The following is a 16561-nucleotide window of genomic DNA, read 5'->3' as shown; positions in this document are numbered from 1 at the left end:
CGGGGTGCATGTCAGCGGCTCACTGCGTGACAGCTCACGCATCCGCCTCGCCACAGCGATAGAAGCGCTGGATGCTCGAGAAATCGAGGCGTCCTGCGCCCTGGGCTGCATGCTGGACGAAAAGATTACGCGCCTGGGAGCCCATTGGCACCGCCGATTTCGAGCCCAGCGCCATCTCCCAGGCAAGGCCAAGATCCTTGGTCATCAGATCAACCAGAAAACCGCCCTGATAGTCATTGGAGGCCGGCGCGGCTTCCATCACGCCGGGCCAGGGATTGTAGACGTTGAGCGCCCAGTTGCCGCCGGACGACTGCTTCATCACCTCCGAGAGCACGGCCGGGTCCAACCCGTTCTTGACCCCCAGCGCCAGCGCCTCGGCGGTGCCGCTCATCAGGATGCCCAGCAGCATGTTGTTGCAGATCTTGGCGACCTGACCGCTGCCGGCCGGGCCGGCATGAAACAGATTCTTGCCCATCACTTCCAGCAGCGGCACGGCACGCGCATAGCCGTCGGCCTCGCCGCCGACGATGAAGCTCAGCGTGCCGGCACGTGCGCCACCGACCCCGCCGGACACCGGGGCATCCATGAAGGTGATGCCACGCTCGGCGGCGTGGCGCGCGACCAGACGGGCGTCATCCGGCGCGATGGTCGAGGCGTCGATCACCAGCACCGAGGAGTCGAGCGTGGCCAGGAGGCCACCCGCACCGTCCTCCTTGTCACCCAGATAGAGCTTTCGCACGTGCTGACCGGCCGGCAGCATGCTGATCAACACCTCGACACCCTCGACGACCTCTCCGGGAGATGCCGCGCGGGTGGCGCCCGCCTCGACCAGATCGTTCATGGCCGACTCGACCAGATCGAAGACCCTTACCGCATGGCCAGCCTTGACCAGATTGAGCGCCATGGGACCGCCCATGTTGCCGAGTCCGATGAAACCGATGGATGTCATGGCAATGCTTCCTTGTGAACAGATTCTTGTTGTCATTGGCGTCCGGCGGCATGGCCGCGCCTGCCACCGGTGCTGAAAAGCGCGCTCAGAGGTCCATCAGCGGATGCTCATCCTCTTCCCACAGCGGTGCGAAGAAGCCGTCAATGTATTCCTCGGAGACCTGGGCGATCGAGGCATAGGCCCACTGCGGCTGCTTGTCCTTGTCGATCAGCAGGGCGCGCACCCCTTCGGCAAGCTCGGTGCCCATGCAGCAGCGCACCGACAGGGTCAGCTCGTCGCGGAAGGCTTCCGCCAGCGAGGAGTGGCGATGGCGCCCCAGCATGCGAAATACCAGATGCGGTGAACTGGGGCAGCCGGCCAGCAGACGCTCGCGGTTGGCGTTCAGCCACGCATTGCAGTCACTGCGCGCCTGGGGGTCATCGATGATTCGCTGACAGGCCTGCTGCACTTCACGCCCGGCGACCAGCTGCTGAAGATGATCGAAGAGCGGCAGCACCTGCCCCGGCGGCGCCAGTTCACGACGCTCGAACTCGCTCAGCACCTGGCTCAGATGACGCGACGGGTGACGGCCGAATTCTCCCTCGCACAGCGCCTGCTTGAGCGCCTCGCGCTGCTCATCGGGAATCAGGCGTGTCGCAAGGCCAAGATCCAGCGCATCGCGGGCATTCAGCTGCGCACCGGTCGCGCCGAGATATTCTCCGATGCCACGCGGCAGGCGATTGAGCAGCCAGCTGGCACCCACATCCGGATACAGGCCGATGCTGACTTCCGGCATTGCCAGTCGGGAACTCTCGGTGACCACGCGCTCACAGCCGCCGGCGAACAGCCCCATGCCACCGCCCATCACGATGCCGCCACCCCACACCAGCAGCGGCTTGGGGAAGGTATGCAGGCGGTGATCGAGCCGGTATTCGGCGGTGAAGTAGCGGGTGGCGAAGAAATCATCCAGCGCCTCGAGGGGGTCTGCGCCTTCGCTGGCAGGCGCCGTGGTCATCGCCTGATAGAGCGCCACGATATCGCCACCGGCACACAGCGCACGCTCGCCGGCGCCTTCCAGCCACACCATGGCGATGCTGCTGTCCAGCTCCCAGGCATCCAGCTGTGCCTCGATGCGCTCGATCATGGCCAGCGACAGCGCATTCAGCGAACGCGGCGCGTTCAGGCGCACGATTCCCAGCTGCTTGCCGTCGCGGGCGCGCCGCGTCTCGAACACCACGGGCGCCTCGACATCGGTCGCGGCCTTGGCGGTAACACTTTCTATCTGGCTCATGAGCGCCATCCTCCCTTCACCTCTTCCTGACGCGAGACCCACTGCGGTGCGCGCTTCTCGAGGAAGGCGCTCACGCCTTCCTTCTGGTTGGGGTCATCGAACAGCTCGACGAACAGCTCGCGCTCCATGCGCAGGCCATCGCTCATGCCGCGATGGCGCGACGACATGATCAACGCCTTGCAGCGTGCCACTGCACTCGGGCTCTGGTTGGCGACGCTCTCGGCAATCGCCAGCGCGCGCTCGAAGCTCTGGCCGGTCTCGACCACCTCTTCGGCCAGCCCGATGCGACCGGCGGTCTCGGCATCCACCTGTTCACCACACAGGATCATGCGCTTGGCCCAGCCTTCGCCGACCAGCCACGGCAGGTGCTGGGTACCGCCCGCACACGGCAACAGCCCCACCTTGGCCTCCGGCAGCGCCAGCCTGGCCTGCCGTTCGACGATACGCATGTCACAGGCCAGCGCGCACTCGAGCCCGCCGCCCATCGCGTAGCCGTTGACGGCGGCGATCGTCACGCCCGGGAAGTTGGCCAGCCGCTCGAAGGCCAGCCCGAAGCGACGCGCCATGGTGGCGGCGACGCCCTTGTCACCATCGGCGAAGGTCTTGAGATCGGCGCCGGCGGAGAAGAACTTGTCGCCCTCACCGGTGATCACCACGGCACTTATGCTGCCATCGCCCTCCAGCTCGTCGAGCAGCTGCTCCAGCTCGATCAAGGACGCTTCCGTCCAGGTGTTGGCCGGCGGGTTGTTGATGGTGACCCGGGCGATATGACGATCCTTCTCGAGAACGAGGCATGGCCCTTGACTGGATGACATCATGTAACTCCCTGAAAGATGGTAACCAATGACGAACTGAAGTGGAGGCGGCGTTACGCCAGCGACTCGATCATGCCCGGCGTCAGAAGACGGCGCGCGATGATCAGACGCATGATCTCGTTGGTGCCTTCCAGAATCTGGTGCACACGGGTGTCACGCACCAGCCGCTCCAACGGGTACTCGCGGATATAACCGTAGCCGCCATGCAGCTGGAGTGCCTGATTGCAGACCTCGAAGCCCATGTCGGTGGCAAAGCGCTTGGCCATCGCACAGTGGGCGCTGGCCTCGGCGTCGCCCTCATCGAGCTTGAAGGCCGCCAGCCGCACCAGAGTGCGCGCCGCGGTCAGTTCGGTGGCCATGTCGGCCAGCTTGAACTGCAGGGCCTGGAACTGGGCCAGCTCACGCCCGAACTGCTTGCGCTCGCCGAGATAATCCCGCGACAGCTCCAGCGCCTTCTGGGCCGCGCCCAATGAACAGGTGGCGATGTTGATGCGTCCGCCATCCAGCGCCTTCATCGCGAAGCGGAAGCCCTCGCCCTCCTCGCCCAGACGATTGGCCGCCGCAACCCGCACGCGATCGAAGCTCACCAGTCGGGTCGGCTGGCTGTTCCAACCCATCTTGTCTTCCTTCTTGCCGTAGCTGATGCCCTCGGCGTCAGCCGGCACCACGAAGGCCGAGATACCCGCCGCGCCGCTGTCCGGCTCGCCGGTGCGCGCCATCACCACCAGCACGTCCGTGGCGCCGGCACCGGAGATGAACATCTTGGAGCCACTCAGATAGTAGTCGTCGCCCTCGCGCTCGGCGCGGGTACGCAGGCTGGCGGCATCACTGCCGCTGCCCGGCTCGGTCAGGCAGTAGGAGCCGAGCTTGTCGCCCGCCACCATCGCCGGCACCCACTGCTCACGGCAGCTGTCCGTGGCGAAACTGGCGATCATCCAGCCCACCATGTTGTGGATGGTGATGTAGGCAGTGGTCGAGATGCAGCCGGTCGCCAGCTGCTCGAGAATGATGGAGCTGTCGAGGCGTGGCAGGCCAAGGCCGCCGTGCTCCTCGGGGACGTAAAGCCCCATGAAACCGGCCTCGCCCGCCTTGCGAAGTGTCTCGATGGGGAAGTGGGCCGTGGCGTCCCACTCGGCGGCATGCGGGGCAAGCTCGGCATCCGCGAAGGCACGCGCCCCCTCCTGGAGGGCACGCTGGTCATCGGTCAGCGAAAAGTTCATGCAGCTGCCTCCTGTTGTCCTTGTTCTGTCGGCCCGGGTCTATCGCCCGGGCCTGTCAAAGCGGCTCAGCGCATCTGAGGAGCCATCAGCGCATCTGGATCGAGAAGTTGGGCTGATTGCCCTCGGCCGGCGCGTCATCGAACCAGCGCGCCGTCACCGTCTTGGTCTCGGTATAGAAGCGCACCGCCTGCTTGCCATAGGCATGCAGATCGCCGAAGAAGCTGCCGCGCCAGCCGGTGAAGGAGAAGAACGGCAGCGGCACCGGAATCGGCACGTTGATGCCGACCTGACCGACCGCGATCTCGTTCTGGAAGCGCCGCGCCGCGCCGCCGGAGCGCGTGAAGATGGAGGTGCCGTTGCCGTAGGGGTTGTTGTTGATCAGCTCGATGGCCTCGGACAGGTCCGCCGCCTCCATGCAGCACAGCACCGGCCCGAAGATTTCCTCGCGATAGAGCACCATCTCCGGCGTCACCTTGGAGAACAGACACGGCCCCAGCCAGTTGCCGTCGGGATAGCCCGCCACCGAGACACGACGACCATCCAGCAGCAGCTCGGCGCCTTCCTGCTCGCCCTGCTGGATCCAGCCGGTCACGCGCTCCAGCGCCTGCGGCGAGATCAGCGGCCCGTAGCTGGCGCCCTTGTCATCCCAGGCGCCCGGGCGCACCTCGGCCAGGGCGTCGCGCACGCGCTCGATCAAGGCCTTCGAATCACCGACGAAGACCGCCACCGAGATCGCCATGCAACGCTGACCCGCCGCGCCGACACTGGCACCGACCAGCGCATTGACCACCTGGTCGGCCGGGGCGTCCGGCATGATCACCATGTGGTTCTTGGCCCCGGCGAAGCACTGGGCGCGCTTGAGGTTGTCAGTGGCGGTGCGATAGATGTGCTGACCCACCGGTACCGAGCCGACGAAGCTGACGGTGCGCGGAATCTCGTGGGCGAGCAGATGATTGACCTGATCGCGCCCGCCCTGCACCACGGTCAGGATGCCCTCGGGGGCACCCGCTTCCATGAACAGCTCCGCCAGCCGCAGCGTGGTCAGCGGCACCTGCTCGGACGGCTTGAGCACGAAGGCATTGCCACAGGCGATGGACAGCGGGAACATCCACAGCGGTATCATGGCGGGGAAGTTGAACGGCGTGATGCCTAAGCAGACTCCCAGCGACTGGGTCACGGAATAGCTGTCGATGCCGGTGGCGACGTTCTCCACCGTCTCGCCCATCAGCAGGCTGGGAATGTTGGCGGCGTGCTCGACCACCTCGATGCCGCGCCACACATCGCCCTTGGCGTCCTCGAAGGTCTTGCCCAGCTCGTGGGAGATGATCTCGGCCAGCTCGTCATGATGCTGCTTGAGCAGATGCTGATAGCTGAGCATCAAGCGGGCACGGGTCGGCACCGGCGTGTTGCGCCAGCCCTGGAAGGCCTGCTCGGCGTGGTCCAGCGCTTCATCCAGCTCACTCAGCGGTGACAGGGGCACGCGGGCGATCTCGCCGTTGGTGGCCGGGTTGGTGACGCTCAGGTGCTGATCGGCGCGACTTTCGACAAACTGACCATTGATCAGCTGAGGCAGCACCAGCGGCGCGCTGTCACCGGCGACCACGGCGCGCAGGCGTGACAGCAAATCCAGTGAACCGGTAGAGGGCGCGGCAGTAGAGGGCGTGAGAGACGTCGAAGACATGGCGTGGCATTCCTGTGGCTGTTGTTATTGGGAGGAAGACAGTGTGTCAACAGAGCCGAAGTCGTCAGGCGAGCCGCCTTGCAGAGCTGAAGACGTTCTGCAGAACCAGGCCGTCTTGCAGAAAACGGCAAGCCGAGACTGTGATCTAATTCAACCTAGCATCTGCTTGGTTGGCTGCAAATACTATTACCCTTTACGTTAACGTAAACAATGCTAATCTGTAGAAAATTCACGGCCAGACGCCGCTGGCACCCACTGCGCCAAGGAGCATTCCCCTCTCCTTGGCGCGCACAGCATCCGGAGCGGCAGCGCCCATGACAGATACGATGATGACCCCAAGTCCTGATCCCAAATCCCGGGCAACGCCTGATGGCACGACGCACGATGCCGGTGTGGAGTCCCTGCTGAGCACCACCAGCACCAGCGACGCCATCCGTCCGACCCAGCGCACCTGGAGCATCGGCGAGCTGGCACGGCATTTCGACGTGACCACGCGCACCATCCGCTTCTACGAGCAGGAAGGTCTGCTGCACCCGGAGCGGCGCGGTCAGACGCGCGTCTATCGCGACAAGGACCGCGTGCGTCTCAAGCTGACCCTGCGCGGCAAGCGACTGGGCTTCTCGCTGGCCGAGATTCGTGAAGTGGTCGACCTCTACGACGCCGCCGACGGCGGTGGCGAGAAGCAGCTCACCCGCCTGCTTGGCATCCTGAGCGAAAAGCGTGAGGGCCTTGAGCGACAGCTGCGCGATCTCACCGCCATGCAACGTGAACTGGATGACGTCGAGACACGTGCCCGCGAAGCCCTCGCCCGCCTGGCCGGCGACAGCGAGAGCTGATTGGAGTCAACAACGCCAGAACCCACTCGTGCCAGCAGCAGCTATATAACTGCCGGCTACACAAGTGACAGCGACTAGACTGTCTATAGAGAATCGTCAGTAGAAAACTGACCAGCGCCTCGCGAGTGCGGGCGACAGCAGACTGCCGGAGAGCAGCGCGTCGCCCGCTGACCAAGCAACTCACGACACGACATCACGACAAGAAGACCAAAACGACAACACTGCGTCACCGCCTCCCTGAGGCGGCTCCCCCTGACAAGCCTTGCCTCACCAATAACAACCAAGGACACAGGAAAGCACCATGTCACAGGACGCCATCGCCACACGCCAGCCTGCCAGCGAAATGGCACACACAAGCCAATCAGCCAGCTATCTCAGCGCTACCTCCGACACGCCACTGATGGGAGAAACCATCGGGGATTGCCTTGATCGCATCTGCGCGCGCTGGCCCGAGCGCGACGCCCTGATCAGTCGCCATCAGGGACTGCGCTACACCTGGGCCGAACTGCACGCAGAGGTCGAGCGCGTGGCGCGCGGCCTGCTGGCGATGGGCATCGAGCGCGGCGACCGCGTCGGCATCTGGGCGCCCAATCGCGCCGAATGGACGCTGATCCAGTACGCCACCGCCAAGATCGGCGTGGTGCTGGTCAATCTCAACCCGAGCTATCGTGGCCATGAACTGGCCTACGCCCTCAAGCAATCCGGCGCGGCGACGCTGATCTTCCAGTCTCGCTTCAAGGCGTCCGACTATGTGGCGATCCTCGAGGAGCTGTTCCCTGAGGCCAAAGAGTCCCGCGGCCGTGATGGCATTCACAATGGCGCGCTGCCGGACCTCAGGCGCCTGATCTGCTTCGAGGGCGAGGATGCCCTGCCCGGCATGCTCAACTGGCAGGATGTGCTCAGCGGTGCCGATAGCGTCCCCGTCGAGACACTCGGCGAGCTGCAGGCCAGTCTGACCTTCGATGACCCGATCAATATCCAGTACACCTCCGGCACCACCGGCGCCCCCAAGGGCGCGACCCTCTCGCACCACAACATCCTCAACAACGGCTTCTTCGTCGCCGAGCGCATGAATCTCAGCGAGCACGACAAGCTGGTGATGCCGGTGCCGCTCTATCACTGCTTCGGCATGGTGATGGGCAATCTGGGCTGCCTGACCCACGGCGCCGCCATCGTCTATCCGGAAGCGGGCTTCGATCCGCTGGCCACCCTGCAGGCGGTCAGCGAGGAGAGCGCCACCGCGATGTTCGGCGTGCCGACGATGTTCATCGCCGAACTCGAACACCCGCGCTTTGCCGAATTCGACCTCACCAGCCTGCGCACCGGCACCATGGCCGGCTCCATCTGCCCCATCGAGGTGATGCGCCAGGTCATCGAGCGCATGCACATGCGCGAGGTCACCATCGCCTACGGCATGACCGAGACCAGTCCGGTGAGTCTGCAGACCACGCGTGAGGCGCCGCTGGACAAGCGTGTCTCCACCGTCGGCACCCTGCATCCGCATCTGGAGATCAAGATCATCGACCCTGACAGCGGGCGCGTGGTGCCAGTCGGCGAGAAGGGCGAGCTGTGCACGCGGGGCTACAGCGTGATGCTGGGCTACTGGAACAACCCGGAGGCCACCGCCAAGGCCATCGATGCCGGCCGCTGGATGCATACCGGCGACCTCGCTACGCTGGATGAAGACGGCTACGTGACGATCGTGGGACGTATCAAGGACATGATCATCCGCGGTGGCGAGAACATCTATCCGCGCGAGATCGAGGACTTCCTCTACACCCACCCTGCGGTGTCGGACGTACAGGTGATCGGCGTGCCCGATGAGCGGTATGGCGAGGAAGTGATGGCGTGGGTCAAGCTCAAGGAAGGCGAGCAGCTCGATGAACCGGCGCTCAAGGCGTTCTGCCAGGGACGTATCGCGCACTTCAAGGTGCCGCGCTACATCAAGTTCGTGGAGGAATTCCCGATGACCGTGACCGGCAAGATCCAGAAGTTCAAGATGCGCGAGGCCGCGACGCAAGAACTGGGACTGGCCAGGTGAGCACGTCACGCGAGGAGGAGGATGACGCCCCCGCCACACGCCACCTGAGCAGCGCCCGTCAGCAGGTCGCTCACTATGCGGCGAGCCACCATCATGCGGCCCTCGACGAGGCGCTCGAGACGCTGATCGATGCCCACCCGAGCGGCGCACTGCCGATCATGGCACTGGCCGGGCTGGACCAACTGCATCTGGGTGGCGTGACGGGCACCCGCGAGCTGCTGGCCCTCGCCCGGCTGGAACCCCAGTCGCGGGGGCTGGCGACGCTCGAACTCGGCGCCGGGCTCGGCGGGCTGGCGCGGCATATTGCCAGCCAGTCGCGTGACACGGGCGCGGACCACCACATCACCACGCTGGATCTCTCGAGCAGCCTCTGCGAGCTGGCGATCGCCCTCAACCGGGCCACCGGACTGCGCGAGTCGATTCGCGTGCTGGAGGGCGATGCCTGCTACCCCGAGCTGCATCCGGCACTCTCGGGCCGCCGCTTTGATCGCCTCTTCAGCCAGCACCTGCTGGTGCATCTGAGCAACAAGGTCAGCACGCTCACGCAGTGGCATGACTGTCTCGAGCAGGATGGCTATCTCCTGCTGCACGAGCCGGTGCTCAGCGTGCAGGCGCAGGCGTTTGGCGAGCGCCCTGCCCTGCCACTGCCGTGGGCGCTGTCACCGCGTGGCGACCGGCTGGCTAGCTGCGAGGAGTTGCATGAGGCGATGGCCAGCAGTGGCTTCGAGGTTGATGCCCATGTCGAGCTGACCGATCAGGTGCTGAGCTGGCAGGCACGGCGCATGCGCGAGAGCACCAGCGAGCAGCCCGGCGCCTACCGCGAGGACGCACCTGCGCCCTCGCCGGCCATGCTGGCCGCCCGCGGCCTGACGCCGGAACTGGTGTTCGGCCCCGCCTTTTCCCAGATGCAACGTAACCTGATGCTGGCCCTGGAAGCCGGCTGGCTGGAGGTTCACCTGTGGCGCCTGCGCAAGCGTCCTGCCCGGCAGTGAAAGGCGCGATGAATCAGCAGACCTCACCGCAGGAACGCGGCGAGGAAAAAATTAGGAAACAGCGCTCGCAAATGACTGGCATCCGCCTGCCTCAACCGTTATTCTTGCCAGTACAGTCCCGTTCGGGGGATAAGCCGTTCGTTACCCGTCAGCATGTGAGGGTAATGTGCCCGACATGATGACCGCATTGCTTCGTGTTTCATCGATACCCACGAGTCAGTGCAACGTTTCCCGATGCTCGCGCAACGTTTCTCCGGGAATCTGTTCATCAAGGGTGTGATCTGATCAATCACTCCCAACAGCATCAAAGATTCCCTCACGGGAAAACCGAAAGGGCCTCCACTTGGAGGCCCTTTTTTTGTCTGCACGCTTCGATCCAGTCGCTCTGATCTGCAGGCTCGGGTCTACACGTTTTGGCCTTCAGGCGTCGAGCTGAAAGCTCCGCTGCGGCGCATCACGACTGCCAGCCGGCCAGCACCTCGAGGTGATCACGGCGCGCCTGACCCGGTGTCACGGCCGCCAGTCGCACCCGGGTGCCCGGCACACATTGCCCGAGCTGTGCGCAGGCCAATGGCGTCAGCGCGCCAAGGCGCGGGTAGCCGCCGATAGTCTGGCGATCATTGAGCAATATGATGGGCTGGCCATCGGCCGGCACCTGCACGGCGCCCAGCGGAATGCCCTCGGACACCATGCCCGCCCCGTCCCGCTCGAGACGCGGGCCAGTCAAGCGCACGCCCATGCGATCGGCGCGCCCATCCACCGCCCATTCGCTGTTGAAGGCGCGATAGAGGCTGTCGCCACTGAACTCGGCGATCTGCGCCCCCACGACCAGCGGCAATTCGAGCGCCTCGCCTTCCTTGGCGGCCAGCGACTGCTGCCATGCCTGTGCCGAGGCCGGCAGCTCGCGCAGCGACAGCTCATTGCTGGCAGCCGTCAGCACATCACCGCTGGCCAGGGCCCGCCCTTCGCCATCCAGCCCGCCGAGGCCGTCGCGCACCGTGCTGGCGGCACTGCCCAGCACCGGGGCGACATCCAGGCCACCGGGGAAGGCCAGATAGGCGCGCAGGCCAGCGACGGGACGCTCGAACTTGAGCTGCTGTCCGCTGGTCACCTCGAAGGCCTGACCCGGCGCGAGCGCCTCGCCGTCGAGGGTCGCGGCCAGGTCCGCGCCGCACAGCGCCAGGGTGCCGGCCTGTTCGACCTTGAGCAGCAAGCCGCCGCCCATGGTGATCTCGAGTCCCGGCGCATCATGGGCGTTGCCCAGCAGCCAGTTGGCCCAGCCCAGTGACACCCAGTCCGCCGCGCCACCCTGGGTCACGCCCAGATGACGCACGCCCAGACGGCCAGCGTCCTGCACCAGTGCCAGGGCACCACTGCGCTCGACGCGCAGCGTCGTCTTCGTCTTCACGTCGCTCATGCGCGTTCCTCCAGCGGGGTGACATCGCCGCCCAGGCGAACGAATTCCTCTCGGCTCACGGAGACAAAGCGCACGCGATCACCGGGCATGAAACGACTGGACGGTTCACCGGCCTCATTGCGCCCGAACAGCGTGATGGGCGTACGGCCCAGAATGTTCCAGCCACCGGGTGAGCGAGACGGGTAGATGGCGGCCTGACGGTCGGCGATGCCGACGCTGCCGGGGGCGATCTTCTGGCGCGGCGTCTTGAGCCGCGGCGTGGTCAGCGCCTCTTCCAACACGCCCATGAAGGCGAAACCGGGCGCGAAGCCGAGGGCGAACACGCAGTAGTCATGCGCCCCGTGACGCTCGATCAGCGCCTCGACGCTGATGCCCAGCCGCGCGGCGATCGGCGCCAGCTCCGGCCCGACACTGTCGTCGTACCAGACGGGCACTTCATGCAGCTGGCCCTGCTGGCCACTGCCCGGCGCGAGATCCGCCAGCGCGGCCTGGATGCGGGCACGCGCCTCGCCTTCTTCCAGCGCGGCCACATCGTAGTGCAGCAGCAGCGTGGTGTAGGACGGCACCAGATCGACCAGCGCCGCGCCGAAGGCCTCACGCAGCGCACTGTCGGCGGCCAGCACCCAGGCCATGTTGGATTCCTCGATGCGATCGAACAGCCGGATGATCAGCGAGTCCATGCCGACGGTCTCGAGGCGCAGTTGCGGTGACGTGCCACGGCCGTGGCTGTCAGCCCCCGCCATCAGGCACCCGCCAACGTATCGAAGGCTTCACGGATGGCGCGCACCGCGGCCACGGACTCGGCGTTGTCACCGTGCACGCACAGCGTATCGGCGGACAGCACCAGGTCACCGCCGCTGCTGTCGGTCAGCGCTTCACCACGCGCCAGCGTCACGGACTGGGCGATGATCACCTCACTGTCGTGATGCACGGCGCCCGGCTCACGGCGCGACACCAGGTGGCCGCGTGAGTCATAGGCACGGTCGGCGAAGGCCTCGAACCACAGCGTGATGCCCATCTCGTCGGCCAGCGCCTGCATCGGCGCGGGGTTGGCGGTCGCCATCAACATCAGCGGCAGGCTGGCGTCATAGCGCACCACGGCCTGCATGACAGCGCGCAGCAGCGTCGGGTCGGCGGCCATGTCGTTGTAGAGCGCACCATGCGGCTTCACGTACTGGACGCGAGTGCCTTCGGCGCGACAGATGCCATCGAGCGCGCCGATCTGATAGAGCAGCATGTCCTCGACCTCGGCAGGCGAACACGCCATCGAGCGACGGCCGAAGCCTTGCAGGTCCGGGTAGGCCGGGTGCGCACCGATGCGCACGTCATGCTTGACCGCCAGACGCACGGTGCGGCGCATGATGCTGGGGTCGGAGGCGTGGAAACCACAGGCGATATTGGCGCAGTCGACGAAGGGCATGACCTCTTCATCCAGACCGATCTTCCAGTTGCCGAAGCTTTCGCCCATATCGCAGTTGAGCAGGGGGAGGGAGGGAGCAGAGCGGGACATAGCGGAACCTCACAGGTCAGATCTTGTGTGTTGTTATGCCTCCACTCTATGTAAGGGGCCGCCTTGGTATCCAATCGTATTTTATGATTCGTCATATCGGTGAAATCTTTCATCATCTTGCGCCATGAAAGCACCGGCCGTGTATCGCTTGCCCGACAGGGCGCGTCATGCTTCTGTCTTGGGCGAGACGAGCGGTGACTTCAGGGCCTGTCACCCCGCCCACCGCTTGTCTGAAGTCATTCTTTGCTCAGCCGAATCCCCAACAACAACAGGAGTTTCACCATGGCCGTCAGCGACCCGTTCCATCTCGCCATCCAGGTCCGCGATATCGCCGAGGCACGCCGCTTCTATGGCGAGTTTCTGGGCTGCCCCGAGGGCCGCTCGTCCGACAGCTGGGTCGATTTCGACCTCTATGGCCACCAATTCGTCTGTCACCTGAATCCGGCGCTGGCCGACCCGGCAAGCGCCGTCGCTCAGCACCGCAATCCGGTCGATGGCCATGGCGTGCCGGTGCCGCACTTCGGCGTGGTACTGGAGATGGACGCCTGGCAGGCACTGGCGGACCGCCTCATCGCCGAGGGCGTCACCTTCGAGATCGAACCCCATATCCGCTTCAAGGGCGAACCCGGCGAACAGGCAACGATGTTCTTCCTCGATCCCACCGGCAATGCACTGGAATTCAAGGCCTTCAAGGACCGCGAGAGCCAGCTGTTTCGCAAATGACGTAAGTGACCCGCGCAAGCGAATGAGCCCGCACCCGGCCTGACGCGGGCCATGCCCCGTGATGAAAGCTGACGCCCCGCGCCGCATGCGGCAAGATGGGCGGTCTTCACGATTCATCACGGGGCATCTGCCATGTTCGACTTCAAGGAACTCGAGGCCTTCGTCTGGGTGGTCCGACTTGGCTCGTTCCGCAAGGGCGCGACCAAGCTTCACCTGACCCAGCCCTCCATCTCGGACCGCATCAACCGCCTGGAAGCCACCGTCGGCGAATCCCTGCTGGAACGCGCCACCCGCCCCATCCAGCCCACCCTGCGCGGGCGAGAATTCTTCGCCCACGCCGAGCGCCTGCTCAGTGGCCGCGACGAAGCCATGCGCCTGTTTCAGGAAGAAGGCGCCTTCTCAGGCACCCTGCGTCTGGGCGTGATCGAGACCATTGCCAACAGCTGGTTCCCCGCCTTCATGCGCCAGCTGGCCGAACGCTATCCCAAGCTGACGCTGGAAATGACCGTCGATATCTCGCCCTCCCTGCATCAGCGTCTGGCCGACAATGATCTCGACATGCTGTTCGCGATGGACAGCGCCGCCATGGGGCCCTACGCCACCCAGACCCCGCTGTGCACCTTCGAGATGGGCATGTTCGCCTCGCCGACCCTCGCCGGTCAGCTGGCCGAGGATGGCGAGCGCTTCGCCACCACGCCATTCATCTCCTTCAGCAAGCAGGCGCGCCCCTATACCGAGCTGGTCAGCTATCTGTCGGAACAGGGCATCACCCAGCCCAAGGTGCACTGCACCAGCACCCTGATGACCATCCTGCGCATGAGCAGCGAAGGGCTCGGCATCGGCGTACTGCCGGTCGCCACGGTGGAGGATGTCATCAGCCACGGCGAACTGGTGCGCCTGCCACTGAAGACCCCATTGCCGCCAATGGTCTATGAAGCCATCTGGCGCAATGCCAACTATCCCGATTTCTGCGCCAGCGTGGCACGCCTCGGCCGCCAGTGTGCCGAGACCTACTCGCAGCAACACGCGCATGCCGATCCCTGATCAGGCCGCCTGCCATGCGCTGAGTCAGGGTTGATCGCGCCCCGCCCTGCATCAGATCAGCGTCAGACCAAGGTCTAACAATATCGTCAAAGGCTTTCATGCGACGACACTATGAAAGATTTCATCGATACTACGCATCAGAATTAACGATTGGACGGGATGGCCCGTCGCTTGAAGAATGAAATTGTCTGCCGACAACATTCAATAATAATGAGGAACAAGACATGCGTAAGCCCAACGATTCCCTCACTCGCAAGACCCCGACAGTCAAGTCCTTCGCCTGGCTGGCGACAGTGGGTGCCCTGGCCTTCAGTGGCTCGGCACTCGCGGCACAGTGGAACCTCGCCACTCCGTATGGCGATGCCAGCTTCCACACCAAGAACACCAAGCAGTTCGCCGAGGACGTCACCGAGGCCACCGATGGCGAGCTGACCGTGACCGTGCACAGCGGCGGTTCCCTGATCTCCCACGGCGAGATCAAGCCTTCCGTGCGTCGCGGCACCGTCCAGGCCGGTGAGATCTTCCTGTCGATTCTCTCCAACGAATCGCCGGTCTACGAGCTGGACACCCTGCCGGGCGTCGCCTCCAGCTACGAAGAAGCCTTCGCCCTCTGGCAGGCCTCCAAGCCGGACATCACCGAGCTGTTCGCCAAGGAAGGTCTGATGCCGCTGTACGCGGTCGCCTGGCCGGCCCAGGGCATCTACACCGACTTCGATCTGACCGACGTCTCCCAGCTCAAGGGCCTGCGTATCCGCGCGCCCAACATCAACACCCAGCGCTTCGTCGAGAACGTCGGCGGCAAGCCCACCGAGACCGAAGAAGCCGACATCCCCACCGCCTTCAGCACCGGCCGTGTCGACGCGATGATCACCTCCAGCTCCACCGGCAAGTCAATGTCGGCCTGGGATTACGTCAAGCACTACAACGACGCCAAGCTGTGGCTGCCGAAGAACATCGTCTTCGTCAACAAGCGCGCCTTCGATCGTCTCGACGAGAGCACCCAGCAAGCCGTGCTCGATGCCGCCAAGGCCGCCGAGACCCGCGGCTGGGAAGCCAGCAAGGCCGATGCCGACGAGAGCGCCAAGGTGCTGACCGAGAATGGCTTCACCATCAGCGAGCCTGACGCCAAGCTGGCCGAAGACTTGAAGGCCGCCGGTGACAAGCTGTTCCAGGACTGGAAGTCGCGTGCCGGTGAAGAAGGCCAGCAGCTGCTCGAGCGCTACCGCGTAGACCTGGATGCCTGAGATTCGCTCGCAAGCCCGACTGCCCGGCGTTGAACGCTGGTCACGTGGCTGAGCGCATCGACCGTGCACTGCCTGAGCAACGTCTGGGCATTGCCTGAGCGCTGCAGATGTCCTGACTGACCCCAGCTGCAGCGTTGCTATCCCGCCACGCGATTTGCCACTCGAGACTCCGACACCTGCCGTCCGCCGGCAGGTGACCCACGGACAAGCCTGTGCGCAGCATCGCGTGGCCACCCTCACCTTCCCTGTGAGCGCCCGTCATGACCTATTTCTTCGACAGACTCTATCGCCTCGGTGCGTGGGGTGCGGCGGCCTGCATGCTGCTGATCTGCACCCTCGTCAGCCTGCAAGTCTTCCTGCGCCTGATCGACGCCATCATGGTGATGTTCGGTGCCGAGCGTCTCGGCTTCGAGATCTCCGGCGTGTCGGAAATGGCTGCCTTCCTGCTGGTCGGCGCCACCTTCCTGAGCCTCGCCTACACCTTCACGCATCACGCCCATATCCGCGTGACGCTGGTCATCAACCGCCTGCCGACCGCCGTGCGCGTGTGGATCGAAAGCCTCGCGCTGCTGATCGCACTCGGCCTGAGCGTGTTGATCACCCATGAACTGGTACTGCTGGTCGGCGAGAGCCTCGAGTACCACGACATCTCCTCCGGCCTGCTGGCGCTGCCGCTGTGGATTCCGCAGAGCGTGCTGGTCGCCGGTACCGGCCTGCTGTGCCTGGCGATTCTCGAGACCCTGATCGCCACGCTGCGCACCGCCTTCACCGCGCCCTCAAGCTACGTGGCGCCCGAGCCCGAAGACGGAGCCGAATGAC

15 protein-coding genes are annotated in these 16561 nt (G+C 64.9%); 7 read left to right on the top strand and 8 right to left on the bottom strand.

Annotated elements, in window-relative coordinates; all coding sequences use genetic code 11:
* Positions 1–34: 34 nt before the first annotated feature.
* The 5 genes from mmsB to QD280_RS11690 all read right to left on the bottom strand — a co-directional run bounded on the left by mmsB (position 35) and on the right by QD280_RS11690 (position 5935).
* Positions 35–949, bottom strand: coding sequence for a 3-hydroxyisobutyrate dehydrogenase (mmsB, locus tag QD280_RS11710; RefSeq protein ID WP_279839354.1), 915 nt, complete (start codon positions 947–949; stop codon positions 35–37).
* Positions 950–1034: 85 nt separating this feature from the next.
* Positions 1035–2219, bottom strand: a complete 1185-nt coding sequence (locus QD280_RS11705; protein WP_279839353.1) for an enoyl-CoA hydratase/isomerase family protein — start codon at positions 2217–2219, stop codon at positions 1035–1037.
* Positions 2216–3034 (bottom strand): enoyl-CoA hydratase, encoded by an 819-nt coding sequence (locus tag QD280_RS11700; RefSeq protein ID WP_279839352.1) that lies wholly within the window; start codon positions 3032–3034, stop codon positions 2216–2218. The genes QD280_RS11705 and QD280_RS11700 overlap by 4 nt, the downstream gene beginning before the upstream one ends.
* A gap of 53 nt (positions 3035–3087) precedes the next feature.
* Complete coding sequence (locus QD280_RS11695; protein ID WP_043331325.1) at positions 3088–4254, bottom strand: acyl-CoA dehydrogenase family protein; 1167 nt, start codon at positions 4252–4254, stop codon at positions 3088–3090.
* A gap of 85 nt (positions 4255–4339) precedes the next feature.
* The gene (locus QD280_RS11690; RefSeq protein WP_279839350.1) at positions 4340–5935 is read right to left on the bottom strand and encodes a CoA-acylating methylmalonate-semialdehyde dehydrogenase; all 1596 of its coding nucleotides are present in this window, start codon (positions 5933–5935) and stop codon (positions 4340–4342) included.
* A gap of 314 nt (positions 5936–6249) precedes the next feature.
* Here QD280_RS11690 and QD280_RS11685 point away from each other — a divergent pair, with 314 nt between their 5' ends.
* The 3 genes from QD280_RS11685 (at position 6250) to QD280_RS11675 (ending at position 9804) form a co-directional block, all read left to right on the top strand.
* Positions 6250–6771 (top strand): MerR family DNA-binding transcriptional regulator, encoded by a 522-nt coding sequence (locus QD280_RS11685; protein WP_347881970.1) that lies wholly within the window; start codon positions 6250–6252, stop codon positions 6769–6771.
* Positions 6772–7114: 343 nt separating this feature from the next.
* Entirely contained in the window at positions 7115–8812 is a 1698-nt protein-coding gene (locus QD280_RS11680) for an AMP-binding protein (RefSeq protein ID WP_279839426.1), read from the top strand.
* Positions 8809–9804: a methyltransferase domain-containing protein gene (locus tag QD280_RS11675; RefSeq protein WP_279839348.1), complete on the top strand. Its 996-nt coding sequence runs from the start codon at positions 8809–8811 to the stop codon at positions 9802–9804. The genes QD280_RS11680 and QD280_RS11675 overlap by 4 nt, the downstream gene beginning before the upstream one ends.
* A gap of 454 nt (positions 9805–10258) precedes the next feature.
* On the opposite strand, the gene QD280_RS11670 is transcribed toward QD280_RS11675, so the two are convergent.
* Genes QD280_RS11670 through QD280_RS11660 form a run of 3 tightly spaced genes read right to left on the bottom strand, consistent with a single transcriptional unit; the run spans position 10259 to position 12731 of the window.
* On the bottom strand, positions 10259–11221 hold the full coding sequence (locus QD280_RS11670) for a biotin-dependent carboxyltransferase family protein (protein ID WP_279839346.1): 963 nt from the start codon (positions 11219–11221) through the stop codon (positions 10259–10261).
* Complete coding sequence (locus QD280_RS11665; RefSeq protein WP_054555508.1) at positions 11218–11964, bottom strand: allophanate hydrolase subunit 1; 747 nt, start codon at positions 11962–11964, stop codon at positions 11218–11220. Before QD280_RS11665 ends, QD280_RS11670 begins: the two co-directional genes overlap by 4 nt.
* Positions 11964–12731 carry a LamB/YcsF family protein gene (locus tag QD280_RS11660; protein ID WP_279839343.1) on the bottom strand — a complete coding sequence of 256 codons (768 nt, stop codon included), beginning with the start codon at positions 12729–12731 and terminating at the stop codon, positions 11964–11966. Before QD280_RS11660 ends, QD280_RS11665 begins: the two co-directional genes overlap by 1 nt.
* A 282-nt stretch (positions 12732–13013) precedes the next feature.
* On the opposite strand from QD280_RS11660, the gene QD280_RS11655 reads away from it, so the two are divergent.
* From QD280_RS11655 to QD280_RS11640, 4 genes are all read left to right on the top strand, one after another.
* Positions 13014–13454: a VOC family protein gene (locus QD280_RS11655; protein WP_054555510.1), complete on the top strand. Its 441-nt coding sequence runs from the start codon at positions 13014–13016 to the stop codon at positions 13452–13454.
* Between the two features lie 132 nt (positions 13455–13586).
* The gene (locus QD280_RS11650) at positions 13587–14498 is read left to right on the top strand and encodes a LysR family transcriptional regulator (protein ID WP_279839342.1); all 912 of its coding nucleotides are present in this window, start codon (positions 13587–13589) and stop codon (positions 14496–14498) included.
* A 224-nt stretch (positions 14499–14722) separates the two neighbouring features.
* On the top strand, positions 14723–15742 hold the full coding sequence (locus QD280_RS11645; RefSeq protein ID WP_279839340.1) for a TRAP transporter substrate-binding protein: 1020 nt from the start codon (positions 14723–14725) through the stop codon (positions 15740–15742).
* Between the two features lie 260 nt (positions 15743–16002).
* On the top strand, positions 16003–16560 hold the full coding sequence (locus QD280_RS11640) for a TRAP transporter small permease (RefSeq protein ID WP_192837565.1): 558 nt from the start codon (positions 16003–16005) through the stop codon (positions 16558–16560).
* The last annotated feature ends 1 nt before the right edge of the window (position 16561 follow it).

The sequence above is a fragment of the Cobetia sp. 1AS1 genome, from assembly GCF_029846435.1.
In the GTDB taxonomy this organism is placed as follows: domain Bacteria; phylum Pseudomonadota; class Gammaproteobacteria; order Pseudomonadales; family Halomonadaceae; genus Cobetia; species Cobetia amphilecti.
Note: the sequence above shows the minus strand (reverse complement) of the source record. Positions and strands in the feature narration are given on the sequence as shown.